15 protein-coding genes are annotated in these 19,421 nt (G+C 45.5%); 12 read left to right on the top strand and 3 right to left on the bottom strand.

The window, feature by feature from the left end:
• Positions 1-315 precede the first annotated feature (315 nt).
• A complete protein-coding gene (locus HGO26_RS14800; RefSeq protein WP_168826077.1) occupies positions 316-1,590 on the top strand; it encodes a CinA family nicotinamide mononucleotide deamidase-related protein in 1,275 nt (424 codons plus the stop codon).
• A gap of 91 nt (positions 1,591-1,681) precedes the next feature.
• On the opposite strand, the gene HGO26_RS14795 is transcribed toward HGO26_RS14800, so the two are convergent.
• Positions 1,682-2,227 carry a YceB family lipoprotein gene (locus tag HGO26_RS14795; protein WP_168826075.1) on the bottom strand — a complete coding sequence of 182 codons (546 nt, stop codon included), beginning with the start codon at positions 2,225-2,227 and terminating at the stop codon, positions 1,682-1,684.
• Positions 2,227-4,896, bottom strand: a complete 2,670-nt coding sequence (ppc, locus tag HGO26_RS14790; RefSeq protein WP_168826073.1) for a phosphoenolpyruvate carboxylase — start codon at positions 4,894-4,896, stop codon at positions 2,227-2,229. The genes HGO26_RS14795 and ppc overlap by 1 nt, the downstream gene beginning before the upstream one ends.
• A 622-nt stretch (positions 4,897-5,518) precedes the next feature.
• On the opposite strand from ppc, the gene argC reads away from it, so the two are divergent.
• The 5 genes from argC to argH all read left to right on the top strand — a co-directional run bounded on the left by argC (position 5,519) and on the right by argH (position 11,005).
• A complete protein-coding gene (gene argC, locus HGO26_RS14785; protein WP_168826071.1) occupies positions 5,519-6,499 on the top strand; it encodes an N-acetyl-gamma-glutamyl-phosphate reductase in 981 nt (326 codons plus the stop codon).
• Between the two features lie 31 nt (positions 6,500-6,530).
• The gene (gene argB, locus HGO26_RS14780; RefSeq protein WP_168826069.1) at positions 6,531-7,313 is read left to right on the top strand and encodes an acetylglutamate kinase; all 783 of its coding nucleotides are present in this window, start codon (positions 6,531-6,533) and stop codon (positions 7,311-7,313) included.
• Positions 7,314-7,325: 12 nt separating this feature from the next.
• On the top strand, positions 7,326-8,231 hold the full coding sequence (locus HGO26_RS14775) for an ornithine carbamoyltransferase (protein WP_105250543.1): 906 nt from the start codon (positions 7,326-7,328) through the stop codon (positions 8,229-8,231).
• A 59-nt stretch (positions 8,232-8,290) separates the two neighbouring features.
• Complete coding sequence (locus tag HGO26_RS14770; protein ID WP_168826067.1) at positions 8,291-9,529, top strand: argininosuccinate synthase; 1,239 nt, start codon at positions 8,291-8,293, stop codon at positions 9,527-9,529.
• A 108-nt stretch (positions 9,530-9,637) separates the two neighbouring features.
• Positions 9,638-11,005 (top strand): argininosuccinate lyase, encoded by a 1,368-nt coding sequence (gene argH / locus HGO26_RS14765; RefSeq protein WP_168826065.1) that lies wholly within the window; start codon positions 9,638-9,640, stop codon positions 11,003-11,005.
• Between the two features lie 100 nt (positions 11,006-11,105).
• On the opposite strand, the gene HGO26_RS14760 is transcribed toward argH, so the two are convergent.
• Complete coding sequence (locus HGO26_RS14760; protein WP_168826063.1) at positions 11,106-13,640, bottom strand: PBP1A family penicillin-binding protein; 2,535 nt, start codon at positions 13,638-13,640, stop codon at positions 11,106-11,108.
• Positions 13,641-13,827: 187 nt separating this feature from the next.
• On the opposite strand from HGO26_RS14760, the gene HGO26_RS14755 reads away from it, so the two are divergent.
• The 6 genes from HGO26_RS14755 (at position 13,828) to aroK (ending at position 19,419) form a co-directional block, all read left to right on the top strand.
• A complete protein-coding gene (locus tag HGO26_RS14755; protein ID WP_105253014.1) occupies positions 13,828-14,907 on the top strand; it encodes a pilus assembly protein PilM in 1,080 nt (359 codons plus the stop codon).
• Positions 14,895-15,479: a PilN domain-containing protein gene (locus HGO26_RS14750; RefSeq protein ID WP_168826061.1), complete on the top strand. Its 585-nt coding sequence runs from the start codon at positions 14,895-14,897 to the stop codon at positions 15,477-15,479. The genes HGO26_RS14755 and HGO26_RS14750 overlap by 13 nt, the downstream gene beginning before the upstream one ends.
• The gene (locus HGO26_RS14745) at positions 15,476-16,099 is read left to right on the top strand and encodes a type IV pilus inner membrane component PilO (RefSeq protein ID WP_105250538.1); all 624 of its coding nucleotides are present in this window, start codon (positions 15,476-15,478) and stop codon (positions 16,097-16,099) included. Before HGO26_RS14750 ends, HGO26_RS14745 begins: the two co-directional genes overlap by 4 nt.
• Positions 16,099-16,614, top strand: a complete 516-nt coding sequence (locus tag HGO26_RS14740) for a pilus assembly protein PilP (protein ID WP_105250537.1) — start codon at positions 16,099-16,101, stop codon at positions 16,612-16,614. Before HGO26_RS14745 ends, HGO26_RS14740 begins: the two co-directional genes overlap by 1 nt.
• Positions 16,615-16,635: 21 nt before the next feature.
• Positions 16,636-18,687: a type IV pilus secretin PilQ gene (locus tag HGO26_RS14735; RefSeq protein ID WP_113941458.1), complete on the top strand. Its 2,052-nt coding sequence runs from the start codon at positions 16,636-16,638 to the stop codon at positions 18,685-18,687.
• Between the two features lie 216 nt (positions 18,688-18,903).
• Entirely contained in the window at positions 18,904-19,419 is a 516-nt protein-coding gene (gene aroK, locus HGO26_RS14730) for a shikimate kinase AroK (RefSeq protein ID WP_006083542.1), read from the top strand.
• The last annotated feature ends 2 nt before the right edge of the window (positions 19,420-19,421 follow it).

Below are 19,421 nucleotides of genomic sequence, written 5' to 3'. Positions count from 1 at the left end.
AGCGCCTAATTATCTCATTGAGATGTAACGAAGCCAGCTGAATAAGCTGGCTTTTTTGCGTCCGCAATTTGTTAAATACAGCCTAGTGTCTATTTAATTAGTCAGTTTCCCTCCTATTTTTCTCTCCCTAACACTCTCTTTCACTCTTCATGACATCAATAATAAGTAATGGTTGTTGGTTATTTGTACGGTTATTTTGTCAATGCTCCGATTTTGCTACAGCGATCTTAGTTCTCGATCGAGCCTAGCTATTGCTATTAGTTAAGCGGTTACTTACCTTATGTTTTAATTTATTGGGGTAGATAAGGATCTGAGATGAAGTTAGAGATGATTTGCACTGGGGAAGAAGTGTTGGCGGGACAGATTGTTGATACCAACGCCGCTTGGTTTGCCAGTACTATGATGGAGCATGGTGTCGAGATCCAGCGTCGAGTGACCGTCGGCGATCGTCTTGAGGATCTGATTGCGGTTTTCCAAGAACGTAGCCTACATGCCGATGTGATTCTCGTTAATGGTGGTCTCGGGCCGACGAGTGATGATATGTCTGCTTTAGCGATGGCTAAGGCAAAGGGCGAACCATTGGTTGAGAATGCGGAGTGGCGTGAGCGTTTAGAGGAGTGGTTTACCCGTAATAACCGTGAAATGCCTTTAAGTAATCTCAAGCAAGCTATGCTACCAGCCTCAGCTGTGATGGTTGATAACCCAGTGGGAACCGCTTGTGGTTTTAGAGTTAAGCTTAACCGCGCTTGGTTATTCTTTACGCCTGGTGTGCCTTTTGAGCTGAAGCACATGGTTACAGAGCAGTTTGTGCCCTTTATTCGCGAAGAGTTTAACCTTGATGCTAAGGTCGCATTAAAGAAACTATTGACCATAGGTCAAGGTGAGTCCGCTTTGGCAGATAAGTTAGAACCGCTAGAGCTGCCAGAAGACATTACTATTGGTTACCGCTCTTCTATGCCGCATATTGAGATTAAGATTTTCGCCCGTGGCGATAAAGCGATTGCAGTATTACCTCGCGTCGCTGGGCACATCAAAATGGTGCTGGGTACTGCGGTTGTCGCGGAAGATAAAGCCACTCTTGCCGAAGAAATTCATTATAAGCTACTTAACTCAGGCTTGACCTTAAGCGTTGCCGAGTCTTGCACTGGCGGCATGATCACTAGCCAGTTAGTTGATTTCCCAGGCAGTTCATCTTACTTACAGCACGGATTAGTGACTTACAGTAATGAATCTAAAGTGCGTGTGTTAGGTGTTAATCCTTCAACCTTAGATGATCATGGTGCAGTCTCCATTGCAACTGTGGAAGAAATGGCTAAGGGGGCAAGGCAAATTTTAGACAGTGATTATGCGCTGGCAACCAGTGGAATTGCGGGGCCCGATGGTGGCACAGATGAGAAACCTGTGGGAACTGTGGCGATCGCTTTAGCAACTCGCGGCGGTGTTTATAGTCAGATGATTAAACTACCGAGACGTTCACGGGATCTGGTACGCAGTTTAAGTGCTGCTGTGGCTTACGATATGCTAAGACGTGAGCTTTTAGCTGAAGCTGTGATCGTCGATTATCAGTCTATTGGGCGATTCAGTAAGTAACTCTTATACGGGTATATATCCGTTTATGCCCGCCAACAAAAATGCTCCCGAGGGAGCATTTTAACTTCTACAGAGATACAAAAATGGCAGATTATTTAGTGAACTTAAGCACTAATTTGCCTGGGGCAACTTGAATGCTTTCGGTCATTTTTGCCATTAATGCTTGGTTACTGTCCTTGGTATCCAGCACATAGACTGGCTGGCTTTCTAAGAATTGCCTTAGATAACTCATCACCTGAGGTGTGGCACTGCTAATCGCTTTTTCAATATCCTTGGGCGTTGATTCCACTTTGACTAATTCGAGCTGACGCAGATAGACACTGTGCGTTGCGCTGTCATACCAAGGCTTAGCTTCGAAAGTCGTAGTGAGTTTGGCACTCAATGGAAAGATCGGATTCTTAATTGATACTTGAGTTGCGGCACTTACACTCATAGTGTCAGGTTTTACACCTAGCTTGACACTGATGTCGTTAATGCGCACTTCTGCGCCAACTAATTGATTGCCTTGTTTAATCTCAAAATGGATCTCTTTACTGAGGTACTGCTCCATTTCGTGCTCGCTGATACTGTACTGCGAGACGCAGCCGCCAAGCAGTACAGTCAGTCCCAAGCAAATCGTGCGGGAAAGTTTTTTCATTAACCAGTGTTTCTCATACCCGCTGCCACACCTGCAATGGTCAGCATTAGCGCTAACTGTACATGTTCAGACGCAGGAGTTTCGGTTGTTTCCTTACGTGTCCGCGCTAATAGCTCGGTTTGTAAGAAGTTTAATGGATCGATATACGGATTTCGCAGTTTAACTGATTCGCGATTCCACGGTGTATGCGCCATTAAACTATCTGATTTTGTCAGTTCAAGCACGACTTTAATACCCAGATCCAAGCGTTGGCGCAAGGTTTCGCCTAAGTGATGCAAGTCTTTCGGTACTAAACAGGTTTCGTAGTAGCGTGCTAAATTAGGTTCCGCCTTGGCGTAGACCATTTCCAGCATTGAAATGCGAGTGCTGAAGAAAGGCCATTCCCGTTCCATCTCTTGCAGTAAGCCCATTTCACCGCGTTCACAGGCGGCTTGAAGTGCTTCACCGGCGCCAAGCCATGCAGGTAACATCAAGCGGTTTTGCGACCAAGCAAAAATCCACGGAATTGCCCGTAGGCTTTCAATCCCGCCATCGACACGACGTTTAGCTGGGCGGCTGCCGAGTGGCAGTTTTCCTAATTCCACTTCTGGCGTTGCCGCGCGGAAATAAGCCACAAAATCAGGTTCATCACGCACTATGCCACGGTATGCACCCACTGATTCTTCAGCGATACGTTGCATGCAATTGCGCCATTCTTGTTTAGGCTCTGGCGGTGGTAGTAGGGTTGCTTCCAATACGGCAGAGGTATACAAGGCTAAGCTTTGAACCGCGAGTTTTGGCAAGCCAAACTTGAAGCGGATCATTTCGCCCTGCTCAGTGACACGAATACGGCCATCTACCGACCCAGGAGGTTGGGATAGAATCGCTTTGTGTGCTGGACCGCCCCCGCGACCAATGCTGCCGCCACGGCCATGGAATAGTGTGAGCTTGACGCCCGCTTGTTTACAGACGGCCACTAACTGCTCTTGAGCGTGATACTGAGCCCAAGCCGCCGCCATGACTCCGGCATCTTTGGCAGAGTCAGAGTAACCAATCATGACCTCTTGCATGCCTTTGGTATAGCCACGATACCAGTCGATATCGAGCAAATCGGTAATACAGGCCGCGGCGTTGTTTAAGTCGCTTAAGGTTTCAAATAGCGGTACCACGCGCATTGGGTGCGAACAGCCCGTTTCTTTGAGCAAGAGTAAAACCGTTAAGACATCCGATGGCTTACCCGCCATCGAAATCACATAGGATCCAAGTGCTTTAGCCGGATGTTTAGCAATCAAACGACAGGTATTAAGCACTTCGGCCACATCGGCTGAGGGTTGCCAGTTACCTGGGATCAGTGGACGACGGTTGCTGAGTTCGCGTAATAGGAAAGCTTGTTTCTCGGTTTCATCCCAATGGTTGAAATCACCCATGCCGAGATAGCGAGTTAATTCGGCGAGCACATCGCTGTGACGGCTGGCGTCTTGGCGAATGTCGAGTCTGAGCATGTGAATGCCAAAACAGGCGAGGCGACGGAGAATATCAAGCAATAAACCGTTGGCGATTAAGCGCATACCGCAGTCGGTCAAACTCTTATAAAGCATTTCTAACGGCGCTTTGAGATCGCTTTCTTGCCAAATCAGGCTCGACTTATCGACTTCAGGATTGTTGCCTTCGATGCGCGCATTTAAATAATCTATGGTATCGCGCAGTCTTTGACGAATGGAGCGCAACACGTGGCGGTAAGGTTCGCAGCTGTTATTGGTATAAGCCTTTAACTCATCATTGGCTTCTTCCATCGACAGTTCGCCGACCAGCAGCACGATATCTTTTAAGAATAATCTGGCGGCAGCATGGCGGTTACGGTCGAGCACCTCTTGGGTGACTTTTGCGGTAACAAACGGGTTGCCATCGCGATCGCCGCCCATCCAGCTTGAAAAGCGCACTGGCGCTATATCAATCGGTAATTGCTGCCCTGTGCGTTGCTGCACCCGATCGTTAAGTTGTCTTAAGAAGTCAGGCACCGCATGCCAGAGTGACTCTTCAATGGTGGATAATCCCCAGCGGGCTTCATCCACTGGGGTGGGGCGCTCGCGGCGGATCTCATTGGTGTGCCATATTTGCGCGATTAATTGACGCAGGCGCAGATTGATCTGTTGACGTTCTCTATCCGACAGTTGGTCGTTTTCTTGCTCTGTTAAGCAGTCGACAATGGCGGCGTATTTTTGGATCAGGGTGCGACGGGAAATTTCAGTGGGGTGCGCTGTTAGCACCAGATCGATATCCAGTGTTTTTAGACAGTCGAGCATTTTAGCTTGGTCGACACGACCATTGAGCATGCGTCCTAGGAGTTGTTCCACTGGGTCTGGCACGCAGACAAGTTCGTCGCAATTACGACTGATAGTATGAAATTGCTCAGATAAGTTAGCTAAGTTAAGAAATTGGTTAAAAGCTTTTGCAAAAGGGACTAATTCTTCGTCTGGCAAAGCTGTCAGTAACTCGAGCATTTGCTCTCTGGCGGCTTGGTCGCCTCGGCGTGAGTCTTTGGCAAGCTTACGGATCTGTTCAACCTTCTCAAGAAAAGAGTCCCCAAGATGGGTACGCATAGTATCGCCAAGGATTTGGCCTAACATACTCACGTTCGATCTTAATGACGCATACATATCTGTCATATTGTCTGCCATGGTTACTGACATAGTTACTCCGAATAGAAAAACATGAAAATTCCGCTGTGCATTTAGCCCGTTAGCACAATACCTATCACTTGGGGCTATGGTCAACAGCAGAACTTATAACTTATACGACTGGCTTATCCGATATGCAACCAATCACGGTATTTGATGAAGAATATTCAATAGAAATGCGAAGTCACGCAATATTTTTTGATGATTAGTGCAAGTGAATATGAAGTGCATCATTTTATGCTTTGCAGACATGTATCTTAGCTGTTAATGAAAAGGACTGATTTAACTCATATTGACCCTGGATAACTGAGTTATTAACGAGTTAGCTGAATGGGAGGCGTGTCTTCGATATCCCAGTTTGAGCTTGAAATACGAAAATAAATTAAAAATATATATTCACATATATTGCATAAGTAGATCTTTGTGGTAGTCTAGCCATCAGTTGAGATGAGTCACCCCCTGTGACCTGTAGAGTGAATATCATGATGCGCAGTATTAGCCTGACAGTGAATAAAATAACAACCTATTACGATTTCCTGCGACGATAGTCTTGTCATCATAGATATGCGCGGTTGCGTGTAAGCTATTCATCTACTCTTTAAGTTTCTTTGATTCGGTTAATAAGACAAAAAACATGAAAAATATCGCCATTATTGGTGCCAGTGGTTACACAGGCGCGCAACTGACCGCTTTAATCCATGCAGAAGCAGAACTGACGATTCAGGGGTTGTATGTTTCTGAAAACAGTTTAGATAAAGGTAAGCCTTTAGCGGATTTGTATCCTAGCTATAGCCATATCGCATTAACGCTGTCGCCATTGTCCGATGAAGCTAAGGCAAAAATCGTTGTCGAAGCGGATGCCGTGGTGTTAGCGACTGAGCACTCGGTGAGCCTGCATTTAGCGGCTTGGTTTTATAGCCAAGGGTTAGCGGTATTCGATTTAAGCGGTGCCTATCGTTTCAGTGATGTGGCGCAATATCCGAAGTGGTATGGCTTTGAGCATGAATATCCTGAAGTTTTAGCCAAAGCCGTGTATGGTCTTGCCGAATGGAATGCTAAAGAAATCGCTGCGACTAAGATGATTGCCGTGCCAGGTTGTTACCCGACCGCATCATTGACAGCGTTAAAACCGCTAGCGAGTTTACTGACATCGGCTTATCCGGTAATCAATGCCGTGAGCGGCGTAACAGGGGCGGGCCGTAAAGCGCAGTTACACACCAGTTTTTGTGAAGTGAGCCTGACACCTTACGGCGTATTAGGCCACAGACATCAACCCGAGATCGCCACTCAGCTTGGCCAAGAAGTGATATTTACACCGCACCTTGGTAACTTTAAGCGTGGCATTTTAGCGACCATTACTGTGCAGCTAAAACCAGGCACTACGACTGCCGATGTGGCCGCGGCCTATAGCGTGTATGACAAGGCGCCATTGGTCACCGTGAAGCACAATCAGTTCCCGAAAGTAGACGATGTGGTGCTGACACCTAACTGTCACTTAGGTTGGAAGTTTGATGAGAATAGCGGTTACTTAGTAGTGGCCAGTGCCATCGATAACTTGATGAAAGGTGCTGCCAGCCAAGCGCTGCAATGCATAAAGATTCATTTTAACCTTTAATTGTTCATCCTTATTTAAGAGAGTCGTCAAGATGTCTACAAACAACTCAGTATTAGTGCTTAAAGTGGGCGGCGCACTGCTGCAATGTGAAATGGGGATGGCGCGATTGATGAATACGGCTGCGGCTATGTTAGCCAATGGTCAGCAAGTGTTGATGGTACATGGCGGCGGCTGTCTGGTGGATGAGCAGTTAGCAGCAAACGGTATGGAAACCGTCAAGTTAGAAGGTTTACGTGTGACTCCGCCTGAGCAAATGCCGATTATTGCCGGCGCACTTGCGGGCACTTCGAACAAAATTCTTCAAGGCGCAGCGACTAAGGCTGGCATTGTGAGTGTGGGCATGAGCCTTGCCGATGGCAATACTGTTTCGGCTAAGATTAAAGATGAGCGTTTAGGCTTAGTGGGCGAAGTCACGCCAAATGATGGCACTTATCTTAAGTTTATCCTCGCCCAAGGTTGGATGCCGATTTGTAGCTCCATCGCCATGATGGACGATGGACAAATGCTTAATGTCAATGCAGACCAAGCGGCAACGGCATTAGCCAAATTAGTGGGCGGCAAGTTAGTGCTACTGTCGGATGTTTCTGGGGTGCTCGATGGTAAAGGCCAGCTCATCCACAGTTTAAATGGCAAGCAGATAGCAGACCTTGTTAAGCAAGGTGTGATCGAAAAAGGAATGAAGGTCAAAGTTGAAGCTGCGCTCGAAGTCGCACAGTGGATGGGGCAGGCGGTACAAGTTGCCTCGTGGCGTGATGCAAGCCAATTAATCGCATTAGCAAAAGGTGAAGCCGTAGGAACACAAATCCAACCATAAGTGGAGTAGGTTATGAAGCATTTACTATCGATAAAAGACTTAACCCAGCAGCAGTTACAGGATCTAATTGCCTTGGCAAAAACGATTAAAGCCAATCCGGCTGAGTATCGTCATGCGCTGGATGGCAAGAGTGTGGTGATGTTATTTGAAAAGCCCTCACTCAGAACACGCGTTAGCTTTGATATCGGTATTAATAAGCTCGGGGGCCACTGTTTATACCTAGACCAGCAAAATGGTGAACTGGGAAAACGGGAATCGGTTGCTGACTTTGCTTCTAACCTGTCATGTTGGGCCGACGCAATTGTGGCGAGAACCTATTCACACACCACTATCGAACAATTAGCCGAGTTCGGCTCAGTGCCCGTGATCAATGCGCTGTCGGATCTTTATCATCCTTGCCAAGCCTTAGCTGACTTTTTAACTCTGGCAGAGCAGTTTGAGGATGTCAGTAAAGCTAAATTAGCTTATGTTGGTGATGGTAATAATGTCACTAACTCGCTGATGTACTGTGCGGCTATTCTCGGTGCCACCATGACAGTGATCTGCCCGGCGGGTCACTTTCCTGATGGCTACGTAGTGGCAGAAGTGCAAGAGCTCGCCAAACGATATGGCGGCAAGATAGTGCTGACTTCAGATATCGATGCGATTGAAGGTCACGACGCTATTTATACTGATACTTGGATTTCAATGGGCGATCCAACGCCTTTGTCTGATATCAAAGCGAAGTTTGCACCATACCAAGTAAACAAAGCTTTGATGGCGAAAGCGGGCGCTAACTTCTTTATGCATTGTTTGCCCGCCCACCGTGGTGTAGAAGTAACAGATGAAGTGATGGACGGTGCAGGATCCTTAATTCTGCAACAAGCCGAAAATCGGATGCATGCCCAAAATGCGGTACTGGTAACCTTATTTAGTTAAATTAACCCTGTTTAGCAGCCTGTTTTCTCCTTGAGAGAAACGAGTCATAGGAATTTAAGATGTCTATCGAGATAAAAAATACTGGCGTGAAAAAAGTGGTTTTAGCCTATTCAGGTGGTCTAGATACCTCGGCCATTATTCCTTGGTTAAAAGAAAACTACGATAACTGTGAAATCATCGCATTCTGCGCCGACGTTGGCCAAGGCGAAGAAGAGCTGGTTGGCTTGACTGAAAAAGCTTTAGCTTCAGGTGCTTCTGAATGTCATATCGTCGATCTAAAAGAAGAATTCGTTAAAGACTATATCTACCCAACGATTGCGAGCGGTGCGATTTACGAAGGCACTTATTTACTCGGTACGTCAATGGCGCGTCCTATTATTGCCAAAGCGCAGGTTGAAGTGGCTCGTAAAGTGGGCGCCGATGCTCTGTGTCACGGTTGTACCGGCAAAGGTAACGACCAAGTGCGTTTCGAAGGTTGCTTCGCCGCATTAGCACCTGATTTAAAAGTGATTGCACCATGGCGTGAATGGACTATGCAGAGCCGTGAAGATCTGCTGGCCTATTTAGCTGAACGTGACATCAAGACGTCAGCGTCAGCGACTAAAATCTATAGCCGTGATGCCAACGCTTTCCATATTTCCCATGAAGGTGGTGAGTTAGAAGATCCATGGAACGAGCCAAGCAAAGGCGTATGGACACTGACTGCCGATCCTGAAGATGCACCGAACAAGCCTGAATATGTGTCGCTAGAAGTAGAACATGGCCGTATTACTAAAGTGAATGGTGAAGCCCTAACGCCTTATGCTGCACTGATGACATTAAACGCGATTGCTGCGCCACACGGTGTGGGTCGTATCGACATCACTGAAAACCGTTTAGTCGGCATGAAGTCTCGTGGCTGTTATGAAACACCCGGCGGCACTGTGATGTTCGCAGCACTACGTGCGATTGAAGAGCTTGTACTCGACAAGACTAGCCGTAACTGGCGTGAGCAAGTCGCCGCACAAATGGCGCATTTAGTGTATGACGGCCGTTGGTTCACACCACTGTGTAAGTCACTGTTGGCAGCATCTGAGTCATTGGCTGAGTCAGTTAACGGTGAAGTTGTGGTAAAACTCTATAAAGGCCAAGCGAGCGCAGTGAAGAAACGTTCACCCAACAGCTTGTACTCTGAAGCGTTTGCCACCTTCGGTGAAGATCAAGTGTACGATCAAAAACATGCAGAAGGCTTTATCCGCCTGTACTCATTAGCGAGCCGCATCCGCGCACTCAACGCTAATGACGTTAAGGGTAAGTAATAGGTCGTTTAAAAGGGCGCCTAGCGCCCTTTTTTGTTTTTAGGTTTTGATTTAGTTTTTGATTCAGATGAGTCGATTTCAAATAAGCAGTGAGTAAGGGGAGTTAGCATGGCTTTATGGGGTGGAAGATTTCAGGGCGAAACGAGCGCGCTATTCAAATTATTCAACGATTCGTTGCCTGTGGACTATCGCTTGTTCGAACAGGATGTGGTCGGCTCCATTGCTTGGGCGGATGCGATTGCCAGCGTGGGAATTATCTCGGCAACTGAATGCCGCGACTTGAAAAAAGCGCTTAATGACTTGCTGGTGGAAGTGCAGGGCGATCCGGCGATTATTCTCGCCTCGGGCGCCGAAGATATTCACAGTTTCGTCGAGTCGGCTTTGATTGCCAAAGTGGGCGATCTCGGTAAGAAATTGCACACTGGTCGTAGCCGTAACGATCAAGTTGCCACCGATTTAAAGCTTTGGTGTCAATCCGAAGGCAAAGCATTACTCGCGCGTCTTCAATGCTTACATGCTGAATTACTGGCGTTGGCAGAACGTGAATTTGATGCGGTAATGCCAGGCTATACTCACTTGCAGCGCGCGCAACCTGTGACATTTGGCCACTGGTGTTTAGCGTATGTGGAAATGACTGAGCGGGATATCAGCCGTTTAGCCGATGCGTTAACCCGCGCGAATACTTGCCCATTAGGTTCAGGCGCCCTTGCGGGCACTGCTTATAAAATAGATCGACATGCACTGGCTGCTGCGCTTAATTTTGCCTCGCCAACGCTGAATAGCTTAGATAGCGTATCAGACAGAGATCACGTGGTAGAGCTTTGTTCAACCGCATCGATCAGCATGATGCACTTAAGCCGTATGGCTGAAGATTTGATTTTCTTTAACTCAGGTGAAGCGAACTTTATTTCCCTGAGTGATGAAGTAACTTCGGGTTCATCCCTGATGCCACAGAAGAAAAATCCAGACGCATTAGAGCTTATCCGTGGCAAAACTGGCCGGGTTTATGGCAGCTTAGTGGGCATTCTCACTACGATGAAAGCGCTGCCTTTGGCGTACAACAAAGATATGCAGGAAGATAAAGAAGGCCTGTTTGATGTGGTCGATAGCTGGGCAATTTGCCTCGATATGGTGGCGTTAGTGTTGTCAGGTTTGAAGGTCAATCGTCCTAATGCACTGTTAGCCGCACAGCAAGGTTATGCAAATTCTACTGAGCTTGCGGATTATCTCGTGTCTAAAGGTATGCCTTTCCGTGAGGCGCACCATGTTGTGGGTGAAGTCGTGGTTGCTGCGATAGCGAAGCAAATTCCGCTCGAGGATTTCTCCTTGGCCGAATTAAAAACTTTTGCCGCTATCATTGAAGATGATGTCTATCCAAACCTGACTATTGAAGCTTGTTTAGCGAAACGTGACGTGCTCGGTGGTACTGCATTGCCACAAATTCAGAAGGCGATTGCGGCCAAGAAAGTACGTTAGCGAGTTATTCAAATCCACAATTCAAGCCAATAAAAAACGCGACATTAGGTCGCGTTTTTTATTGGGCCACAATTAGTGGTAATGACTTTTTAGCATTTGTTTATTGGAATAAATCATCGGTTGGTGCATCGATGAATAAATTGTTTTCATCCTGAGTTTCGCTGATGTATTCCTTCGGCTCTGTACCTGAAATAAAGTACTCGAACGCACTGGTATAGTCGGTTTTACGGGTCAGTTTACCCGTCGCTAAATCGATGCGTACCGAAACTATGCCTTCTGGTGGAATCGAGGTTGTTTCAGGTGTGCCTTGTAAGACACTGTTCATAAACTCGTTCCAGCCCGGACCAGCTGTTTTCGCACCCGCTTCGGCGCCAGTTATCTGATCTTTTTCGCCGTTTGCATTCCATGCGGTTCTACCCAGTTGGCGACCGTGATCGTCGAAACCGACCCAGAAAGTGCTAGTGATGACTGGGCTAAAACCACTGAACCAAGTGTCGCGCGATTCGTTGGTAGTACCCGTTTTACCTGCAATATCATGGCGCTTAATCAATTTTGCCGCGCGCCAAGCCGTACCTTGCCAACCCGTGCCTTTACTCCAATCGCCGCCGCCCCAGATCACGCTCTTCAGTGCTTCGGTAATGAGGAATGCCGTTTGCTCTGAAATAATTTGCGGAGCGTAGCGACCAGTTTGTTCGAAACACTGCGCAACGGGGGCACTAGGTTCAGCACTAGAGTCTCCACTTACGCTGAACGCCATAGGATCGCTCGGTGTAACTGGTTGGCTAAGACTTTGGCTAGGCTTACAGGCCAATGTAGGGTTCGCTTTTTCGATAACATTGCCGTAAGCATCTTCTACGCGATCAATATAGAAAGGTTCGAGTAAGAAACCACCATTAGCAAATACGTTAAATGCAGTAACTACTTGCAATGGCGTGACTGAAGACGAACCTAATGCAATCGATTCGTTGCGAGGTAAGTCGTTAGGATCAAAACCAAATTCAACAAGTTGAGCAATGGTTTCGTCGAGTCCGACATGTCGCATTGCACGCACAGACATAACGTTAATAGATTGCGCTAAACCCACACGTAAACGAGTGGGGCCGCCATAGATATCGGGTGAGTTTTTAGGGCGCCATGCAGTGCCTTGGCTGATATCAGGTTTATTAATTGGCGCATTGTCTATGAGGGTCGCTAAGGTAAAGCCTTTCTCTAATGCTGCGGCATAGATGAAAGGTTTAATATTCGAACCTAATTGACGTTTCGCTTGAGTCACTCGGTTGTATTGGCTTTGGCTAAAGCTATAACCACCAACTAAAGTGCGAATAGCACCATTTTTGGGGTCGAGTGATACTGTTGCGCTGGCGACTTCTGGTACTTGCGATAGTTGCAAATATTGGCCGTTATCACGGATCCAAATACGCTCGCCGACCTTGAGTATGTCAGAAGCTGATTTCGGTACACTGCCTTGACGCTTATCAGTAATAAACTTACGTGCCCACTTCAATCCATCCCAAGTAATGACTTTGGTCTCGCCCTTGGCGGTCATTATGCTGGCTTGCTGATCTGCAATGCTGATGACTGCGGCGGGTTGCAATTCTTGTACTGAAGCAATCTTGGCTAGTTCAGTTTTGATTTGAGCAGGTTCAGGTTTTTCGTCCGTCCACAACACGGCAGCAGGACCACGGTAGCCATGGCGTTCATCATAGGCATAGACGTTATTACGCAGTGCCTGTTGAGCTTTAAGTTGTAGATCCGATGAGATAGTCGTATAGACGTTGTAGCCATTGGTATAGGCCTCTTCTTCACCGTACTTCTGTACCATGTAATCCCGAGCCATTTCAGAAATGTAAGGGGCATACAGATCAATTTCAGCGCCATGATATCTGGCCACCAATGGCTCTTGTAGTGCCGTTTGGTATTCGGTTTGGCTGATGTAGCCGACTTCATTCATCCGCATGAGGACGACATTACGGCGAGCCAATGCACGCGAAGGTGACGTGATTGGATTGAGTGTAGAGGGCGCCTTGGGTAGGCCTGCAATAACGGCCAGTTCAGATAAGCTGAGTTCCTGCACGTTTTTACCGAAATACACTTGCGCAGCAGCCCCAACACCGTAGGCCCGTTGGCCTAAGTAAATGCGGTTTACGTAGAGCTCTAAAATTTCATCTTTGGTGAGTAACTCTTCAATATGATAGGAGATAAAAATCTCCTTCACTTTACGAATAATAGTCTTATCTCGGGTTAAGAAGAAGTTACGTGCGACCTGCATGGTAATCGTACTCGCACCTTGCTTTTTCTCACCAGTGGTCAACATCACTAATGCGGCGCGAAGCACGCCAACAGGGTCTATACCACCATGTTCATAAAAGCGGGCATCTTCGGTTGCGATAAACGCCTGTAGCAGAGGTTTTGGCACTTCGTCTAACGTTAGTGGAATGCGACGTTTCTCACCGAATTGAGAAATAAGTTTGCCGTCACTACTGTAAATACGTAAAGGTGTTTGAAGTTGCACATTTTTTAGTGTTGAAACATCCGGTAAATCCGGCAAAACATAAAAGTATGCTGCCACAATGGCGCCTACGCCCAAAAGGGCTAGACTGAATAGTGCTATAACAATACGTTTTAACCACTTCACCAAAATTTATCCTAATGTTCTGTTAAGTGCGACAGTATATAAGGCGCACACGTCTTGGTGAAGTAAAAACGTGAGACTCACAAAATAGCATTTGTAAAATGATGAAACATTCGATACAAGTAAGTATAACAAGTTGATTTTGTGCTAATCTCTTTTACTGAAATATAAATAAAAAGTGACAATGGATATGCTTTCAAATTTATGGAAGCGTCAGGCTCCGCAGATGGTGGGAATCGATATCGGTTCCCATGAAGTTAAGGCCATTTTGTTGAGTAAGACTGCTGACGGATACAAAATATTGAGTCATGCCGCGGTACCCATTAAGAAGGGGGCCGTTAACGATCATGATATTCGTGATGCTGATGCCGTTGTTGAATGCCTTAAGCAAATAAAACGTAGCCTACCTAAATCCGTTAAATATGCCGCTGTTTCTGTTTCGGGTTCTGCTGTGATGACGAAAGTGATCTACATGGATGCCTCCCTTAGTGAGGAAGAAATGGAAGCACAGATAGAAATTGAAGCCGATAACCTTATTCCGTATTCACTCGATGAAGTTAGCATAGATTTTGAAACGCTAAACGTAAACAGTACCGATCCTACTAAAGTTGATGTGTTGTTGAGCGCATGCCGCACTGATAATATTGATGTCAGAGTCGATGCGCTGGATAGCGTGGAACTTGAGGCTAAAGTGGTGGATGTTGAAGGTTACGCTTTAGGTCGAGCTGCCGAGTTAATTCTGGCTCAGCTTCCAGAAGGAGCGAAACATAAAGCCGTCGCTATGGTTGATATCGGCGCGAATATGACGACTTTCTCTGTGGTTGAATCGGGTGAGACGACTTTTATTCGTGAGCAAGCTTTCGGAGGTGAGCAATTTACTCAGTCAATATTATCCTTCTATGGCATGTCTTATGATCAAGCTGAGAAAGCAAAGATTGAAGGCGACTTACCACGAAATTATATGTTTGAAGTTTTGTCACCTTTTCAAACTCAGCTATTACAACAAATAAAACGTACGCTGCAGATTTATTGCACTTCCAGCGGTAAAGATAAAGTCGACTACCTCGTATTATGCGGTGGGACATCTAAATTAGAAGGTATGGCTAATTTACTGACGAATGAATTGGGTGTTCACACTATTATCGCCGATCCTTTTCAAGGGTGTTTGCATGCCGATGAGTCGGTTAAAAGTGCACTGCAACCTACAATCAGCAAATATATGGTTGCTTGTGGCTTAGCATTGAGGAGTTACGGTCAATGGCGAACATAAACCTACTCCCTTGGCGAGAAGAGGCGAGAGAAAAACAAAAGCGCGACTATATTGGTATTTTAGCGGCAGTATTTTTAGCGTCGGCGATTTTAGTCTATGTCGCAGTATCTTTATTAGATGTTATGACAGATGAGCAAAAAGCACGTAATGCTTATTTGCAATCGGAAATCAGTCTGCTTGAAACACAAATTTCTGAGATCAAGAAAATTACTGAACGTAAGAAAGACATTGAGCGGCGTACAGAAATTATTCTTAATCTACAGCAATCCCGTAATTTACCTACTCACGTGTTAGATGAGCTTGTTCGAATTGTACCTCCAGGAATATATCTGTCTAGTCTAGAGAAAAAGGGCAGTTTGTTGCTGATTGAAGGGCGTAGTGAATCGAACAATAACGTCGCCAACATGATGCGAAAAGTGAAAACTTCCGAATGGTTAACCGATCCTAATATGCAATCGATCGTGACCCAAAATGAAGAGTTACGACAATTACAGCGTTTTAGTTTGAGAGTCACTATTAAAGGCGCGAGTCTAGATGAGCCTCAGAAAATGACAAAAGGAGCGAGTAAATGAAACTCGATCTAAGTCAATTTAATGATATCGACTTTGAAAATATTGGTGGTTGGCCAAATCAAGTTAAAACCTTTTTCGCGATCCTTTTAGCACTCTGTGTTTTTGCTGCGGGATATTTCTTGGTCGTCTCCGATTCGGTAGATATTTATACCGCAGAGCAGGATAAAGAAGTGCAGCTCAGAGATGATTTCAAGAATAAGTATCAACTTGCGGCAAATTTAAAACTCTACCGAGATCAGCTAGCGACGATGGAAGTACAGTTTGCAGAGTTACTGAAGATGCTGCCCTCTGAAAATGAAATGCCAGGTTTGCTAGACGATTTAACTTTTGTGGCAACGGATGCAGGACTCAAAATTAATAGTTTGAATTGGGAGGCCGAAATTCAGCGGGATTTCTATATTGAGTTTCCAATTAAAATGTCTGTGACGGGAGATTACCATCAGCTAGGTAGTATGGTGAGTGGTGTCGCTAAGCTGCCGCGTATCGTTAGCCTCCATGATTTCACCATTAAGCGAGATGAAGCCGGCAACTTAGCAATGGATATCTTAGCCAAGACATACCGCTTTAAAGAAGGGGCTGAATTACCGCCTGAAAAACCTGCTAATAAGGGGAAGAAATAATGAAATTCTTACCTTTGTTAGCCTTGAGTCTTTTTTTAATGGGTTGTGTTGGCGATCGTAGTGATTTAGAACTATTTGTTACTACAACCAAAGCGCAACATGTTGCTCATATCCCGCCCTTGAAAGAGCCGCCAAGATTTGAGCACTTTGCCTATCAAGCCGAGTTAATGCGTAGCCCTTTTGTACCACCTTCGCGTGAGTTAACGGAAGAAGTTGTTGATACCAGCAAAGATTGTTTACAACCGGACTTAAAGCGTCGAAAAGGACGATTAGAAACTTATCCTTTAGATAATTTAAAAATGCGTGGCACCTTAAGTGAAGCCGATACAACTTGGGCGTTAGTTGAAACAAATGACGGCAGTGTTTATCGGATGGGCGTTGGTGAGTATTTAGGTCTGTTTAATGGACGCATTTCTAAAGTTACTTCACAAAATGTCGAAGTAGTAGAATTAATTCCAGATGGTTCAGGGTGTTGGTCCGAAAGGACGAGCAATTTAGAACTTTCTGGAGAATAACGAGCGAAGGATGAGGGAATAATGAAATCTTCTGCCGCGATAAAAGTCCCGTTAATTTCTTCAGGCTTAATCAAGTCTGTTATTGGGATCGCATTGGTATTTGGAATTTTGCCATCGAGTTATGCTGCAAACCGATTAATGGATGTTAAGTACCATGCCTTGGTTGACCATCAGTTAGAGCTAGAGTTGGTATTTGAAGAAGCGGTAACACCGCCAGTTATTGACTCTAATGCCTCGCCTGCAGAGCTCGTATTAACCTTTGATAATAGTATTTCTGGTTTATCTAAGGATCGCTTACCCATTAATCAAGTCGGTGTAACTGACATGATGACTGAGCAGCAAGATACTCGTCTTAAAGTCACCTTAGGTATGTCCAAAGTGAAACCTTACCAAGGTTCAGTCATGGGTAACTCATATCGACTCACTATTAATGATGAGGTTGCAGGCGCTCAGACTCAGGCAGAAAATCCCTTCGTTAATAGCATTAAAAATATCGATTTTCGTCGTAATGAAAATGGTGGCGGTGAGTTATTGGTCTATTTGAATAACCGCTCTGTTGCCGTTAACGTTGAGCAAGTGGGCGCTAAACTCGAAGTTAAGTTATATAACACTGATATTAATAGTGATCTGCTTTATGTTATGGATGTGAAAGATTTTTCAACGCCAGTAAAAAGCTTCGAGACATTTAAAGAAGATCTAACAACGCGCATTTTAGTTGATATTGCTGGGGAATATGAGTTCAGTTATAAGCAAGAGGATAATCTCTTTAGACTCTCTATGAATAAAGTTGAGAGAGTTGCCGCCAAGAAAGATGTTAAAAAATACAATGGCCGTACTTTGTCGCTTAACTTTCAAAATATCCCTGTACGTACTGTTTTGCAGATCATTGCTGACTATAACAATTTTAACTTAGTCACGAGTGATACTGTCGAAGGCAACATCACCTTGAGATTGGATGATGTGCCCTGGGACCAAGCATTAGATTTGATTCTACAAACCAAAGGCCTAGATAAACGTATCGAAGGCAACATCTTAATGGTGGCACCGAGCGAAGAGTTGGCTATTCGTGAAAGCCAAAATCTCAAAAATAGGCAAGAAGTTAAAGAGTTAGCACCTTTGTATTCTGAGTACTTGCAAATTAACTATGCCAAAGCGATCGATATTGCTGAGCTGCTTAAAAGCGCAGATTCTAGTTTACTCTCGCCACGCGGTTCAGTCGCGGTCGATGAACGTACCAACACTGTACTTGTGAAAGATACGGCAGAAACTATTGAGAACATCCATCGTTTAGTCGAAGTACTCGATATCCCTATTCGTCAAGTACTGATCGAGTCACGTATGGTAACGGTCAAAGATGATGTCTCTGAAGACTTAGGCATACGTTGGGGCGTAACGGATCAGCAGGGCAGTAAGGGAACCTCAGGTACATTAGAAGGTGCTCAGAGTATTGCCAACGGCATCATTCCAACTCCTGACCAACGTTTGAACGTTAATTTGCCTGCGGCAGTGACCAATCCAACAAGTATCGCATTCCACGTTGCTAAGTTGGCAGATGGTACTATTCTTGATTTGGAATTGAGTGCGTTAGAGCAAGAAAATAAAGGTGAAATTATCGCCAGCCCTCGTATTACTACCTCTAACCAAAAGGCGGCTTATATTGAGCAGGGTGTGGAGATCCCTTATGTGCAGTCGACTTCAAGCGGTGCAACCTCGGTCACTTTTAAGAAAGCCGTGTTGTCCTTGCGAGTTACACCACAAATTACACCAGATAACCGCGTTATTTTAGATTTGGAAATCACCCAAGACTCTCAGGGCAAGACGGTTGACACACCAACGGGTCCCGCTGTCGCCATCGATACTCAACGTATTGGCACTCAAGTGCTAGTTGATAACGGTGAAACCATAGTCCTTGGTGGTATTTATCAGCAAAACTTGATCAGCCGTGTGAGTAAAGTCCCTATTCTCGGCGACATTCCCTTAGTCGGTTTCCTGTTTAGGAACACAACAGACAAAAATGAGCGTCAAGAGCTACTTATTTTCGTAACCCCCAAAATAGTCGGTGAGAAGATCTAAGCACTTGCTATGTATCGACTAAAGCCAGCAGTGATTGCTGGCTTTATTATTACTGAAATACAATTCTTTGCATAAATAGCGCACATGGCTTGCCATAGTAGACCCTAAGCTGAGATAATCCTCGGTCAAGTCTCATAAGAGCAAGGTAACATATAGGTCGGCTTGATGTTGAGTCGATATAGGCATACTTTTCAATAAGATTCAGACGTACAAGAAATGGCTGAAAAACGTAATATTTTTCTGGTAGGCCCTATGGGCGCAGGTAAAAGCACAATTGGTCGCCATCTGGCGCAAATGCTGCATTTAGAATTCCACGATTCGGATCAAGAGATTGAACAACGCACAGGCGCTGATATTGCTTGGGTGTTTGACGTCGAAGGTGAAGAAGGCTTCCGTCGTCGTGAAGCTCAGGTTATTGCTGATTTGTCTGAGAAACAAGGTATCGTCCTTGCCACCGGTGGTGGTTCAGTACAAAGCAAAGATATCCGTAATCATCTGTCTGCTCGTGGCATTGTGGTTTACCTGGAAACCACTATCGACAAACAGGTTGCTCGTACTCAAAGAGACAAGCGACGCCCATTATTGCAAGTGGATGATCCTCGAGAAGTGTTGGAGAATCTTGCAGAGATCCGTAATCCATTGTACGAAGAAATTGCCGATGTGATTGTCAAAACCGATGATCAAAGCGCAAAGATCGTCGCAAATCAGATCATTGAGCAATTAGGTTTTTAGGC

The organism is Shewanella oncorhynchi, assembly GCF_012584455.1.
Classification (GTDB): domain Bacteria; phylum Pseudomonadota; class Gammaproteobacteria; order Enterobacterales; family Shewanellaceae; genus Shewanella; species Shewanella oncorhynchi.
Note: the sequence above shows the minus strand (reverse complement) of the source record. Positions and strands in the feature narration are given on the sequence as shown.

Coding starts and splice junctions, on each gene's coding strand:
- HGO26_RS14800 (WP_168826077.1), top strand. CDS start 316: ATGAAGTTAGAGATGATTTGCACTGGGGAAGAAGTGTTGGCGGGACAG.
- HGO26_RS14795 (WP_168826075.1), bottom strand. CDS start 2,227: ATGAAAAAACTTTCCCGCACGATTTGCTTGGGACTGACTGTACTGCTT.
- ppc (WP_168826073.1), bottom strand. CDS start 4,896: ATGTCAGTAACCATGGCAGACAATATGACAGATATGTATGCGTCATTA.
- argC (WP_168826071.1), top strand. CDS start 5,519: ATGAAAAATATCGCCATTATTGGTGCCAGTGGTTACACAGGCGCGCAA.
- argB (WP_168826069.1), top strand. CDS start 6,531: ATGTCTACAAACAACTCAGTATTAGTGCTTAAAGTGGGCGGCGCACTG.
- HGO26_RS14775 (WP_105250543.1), top strand. CDS start 7,326: ATGAAGCATTTACTATCGATAAAAGACTTAACCCAGCAGCAGTTACAG.
- HGO26_RS14770 (WP_168826067.1), top strand. CDS start 8,291: ATGTCTATCGAGATAAAAAATACTGGCGTGAAAAAAGTGGTTTTAGCC.
- argH (WP_168826065.1), top strand. CDS start 9,638: ATGGCTTTATGGGGTGGAAGATTTCAGGGCGAAACGAGCGCGCTATTC.
- HGO26_RS14755 (WP_105253014.1), top strand. CDS start 13,828: ATGCTTTCAAATTTATGGAAGCGTCAGGCTCCGCAGATGGTGGGAATC.
- HGO26_RS14750 (WP_168826061.1), top strand. CDS start 14,895: ATGGCGAACATAAACCTACTCCCTTGGCGAGAAGAGGCGAGAGAAAAA.
- HGO26_RS14745 (WP_105250538.1), top strand. CDS start 15,476: ATGAAACTCGATCTAAGTCAATTTAATGATATCGACTTTGAAAATATT.
- HGO26_RS14740 (WP_105250537.1), top strand. CDS start 16,099: ATGAAATTCTTACCTTTGTTAGCCTTGAGTCTTTTTTTAATGGGTTGT.
- HGO26_RS14735 (WP_113941458.1), top strand. CDS start 16,636: ATGAAATCTTCTGCCGCGATAAAAGTCCCGTTAATTTCTTCAGGCTTA.
- aroK (WP_006083542.1), top strand. CDS start 18,904: ATGGCTGAAAAACGTAATATTTTTCTGGTAGGCCCTATGGGCGCAGGT.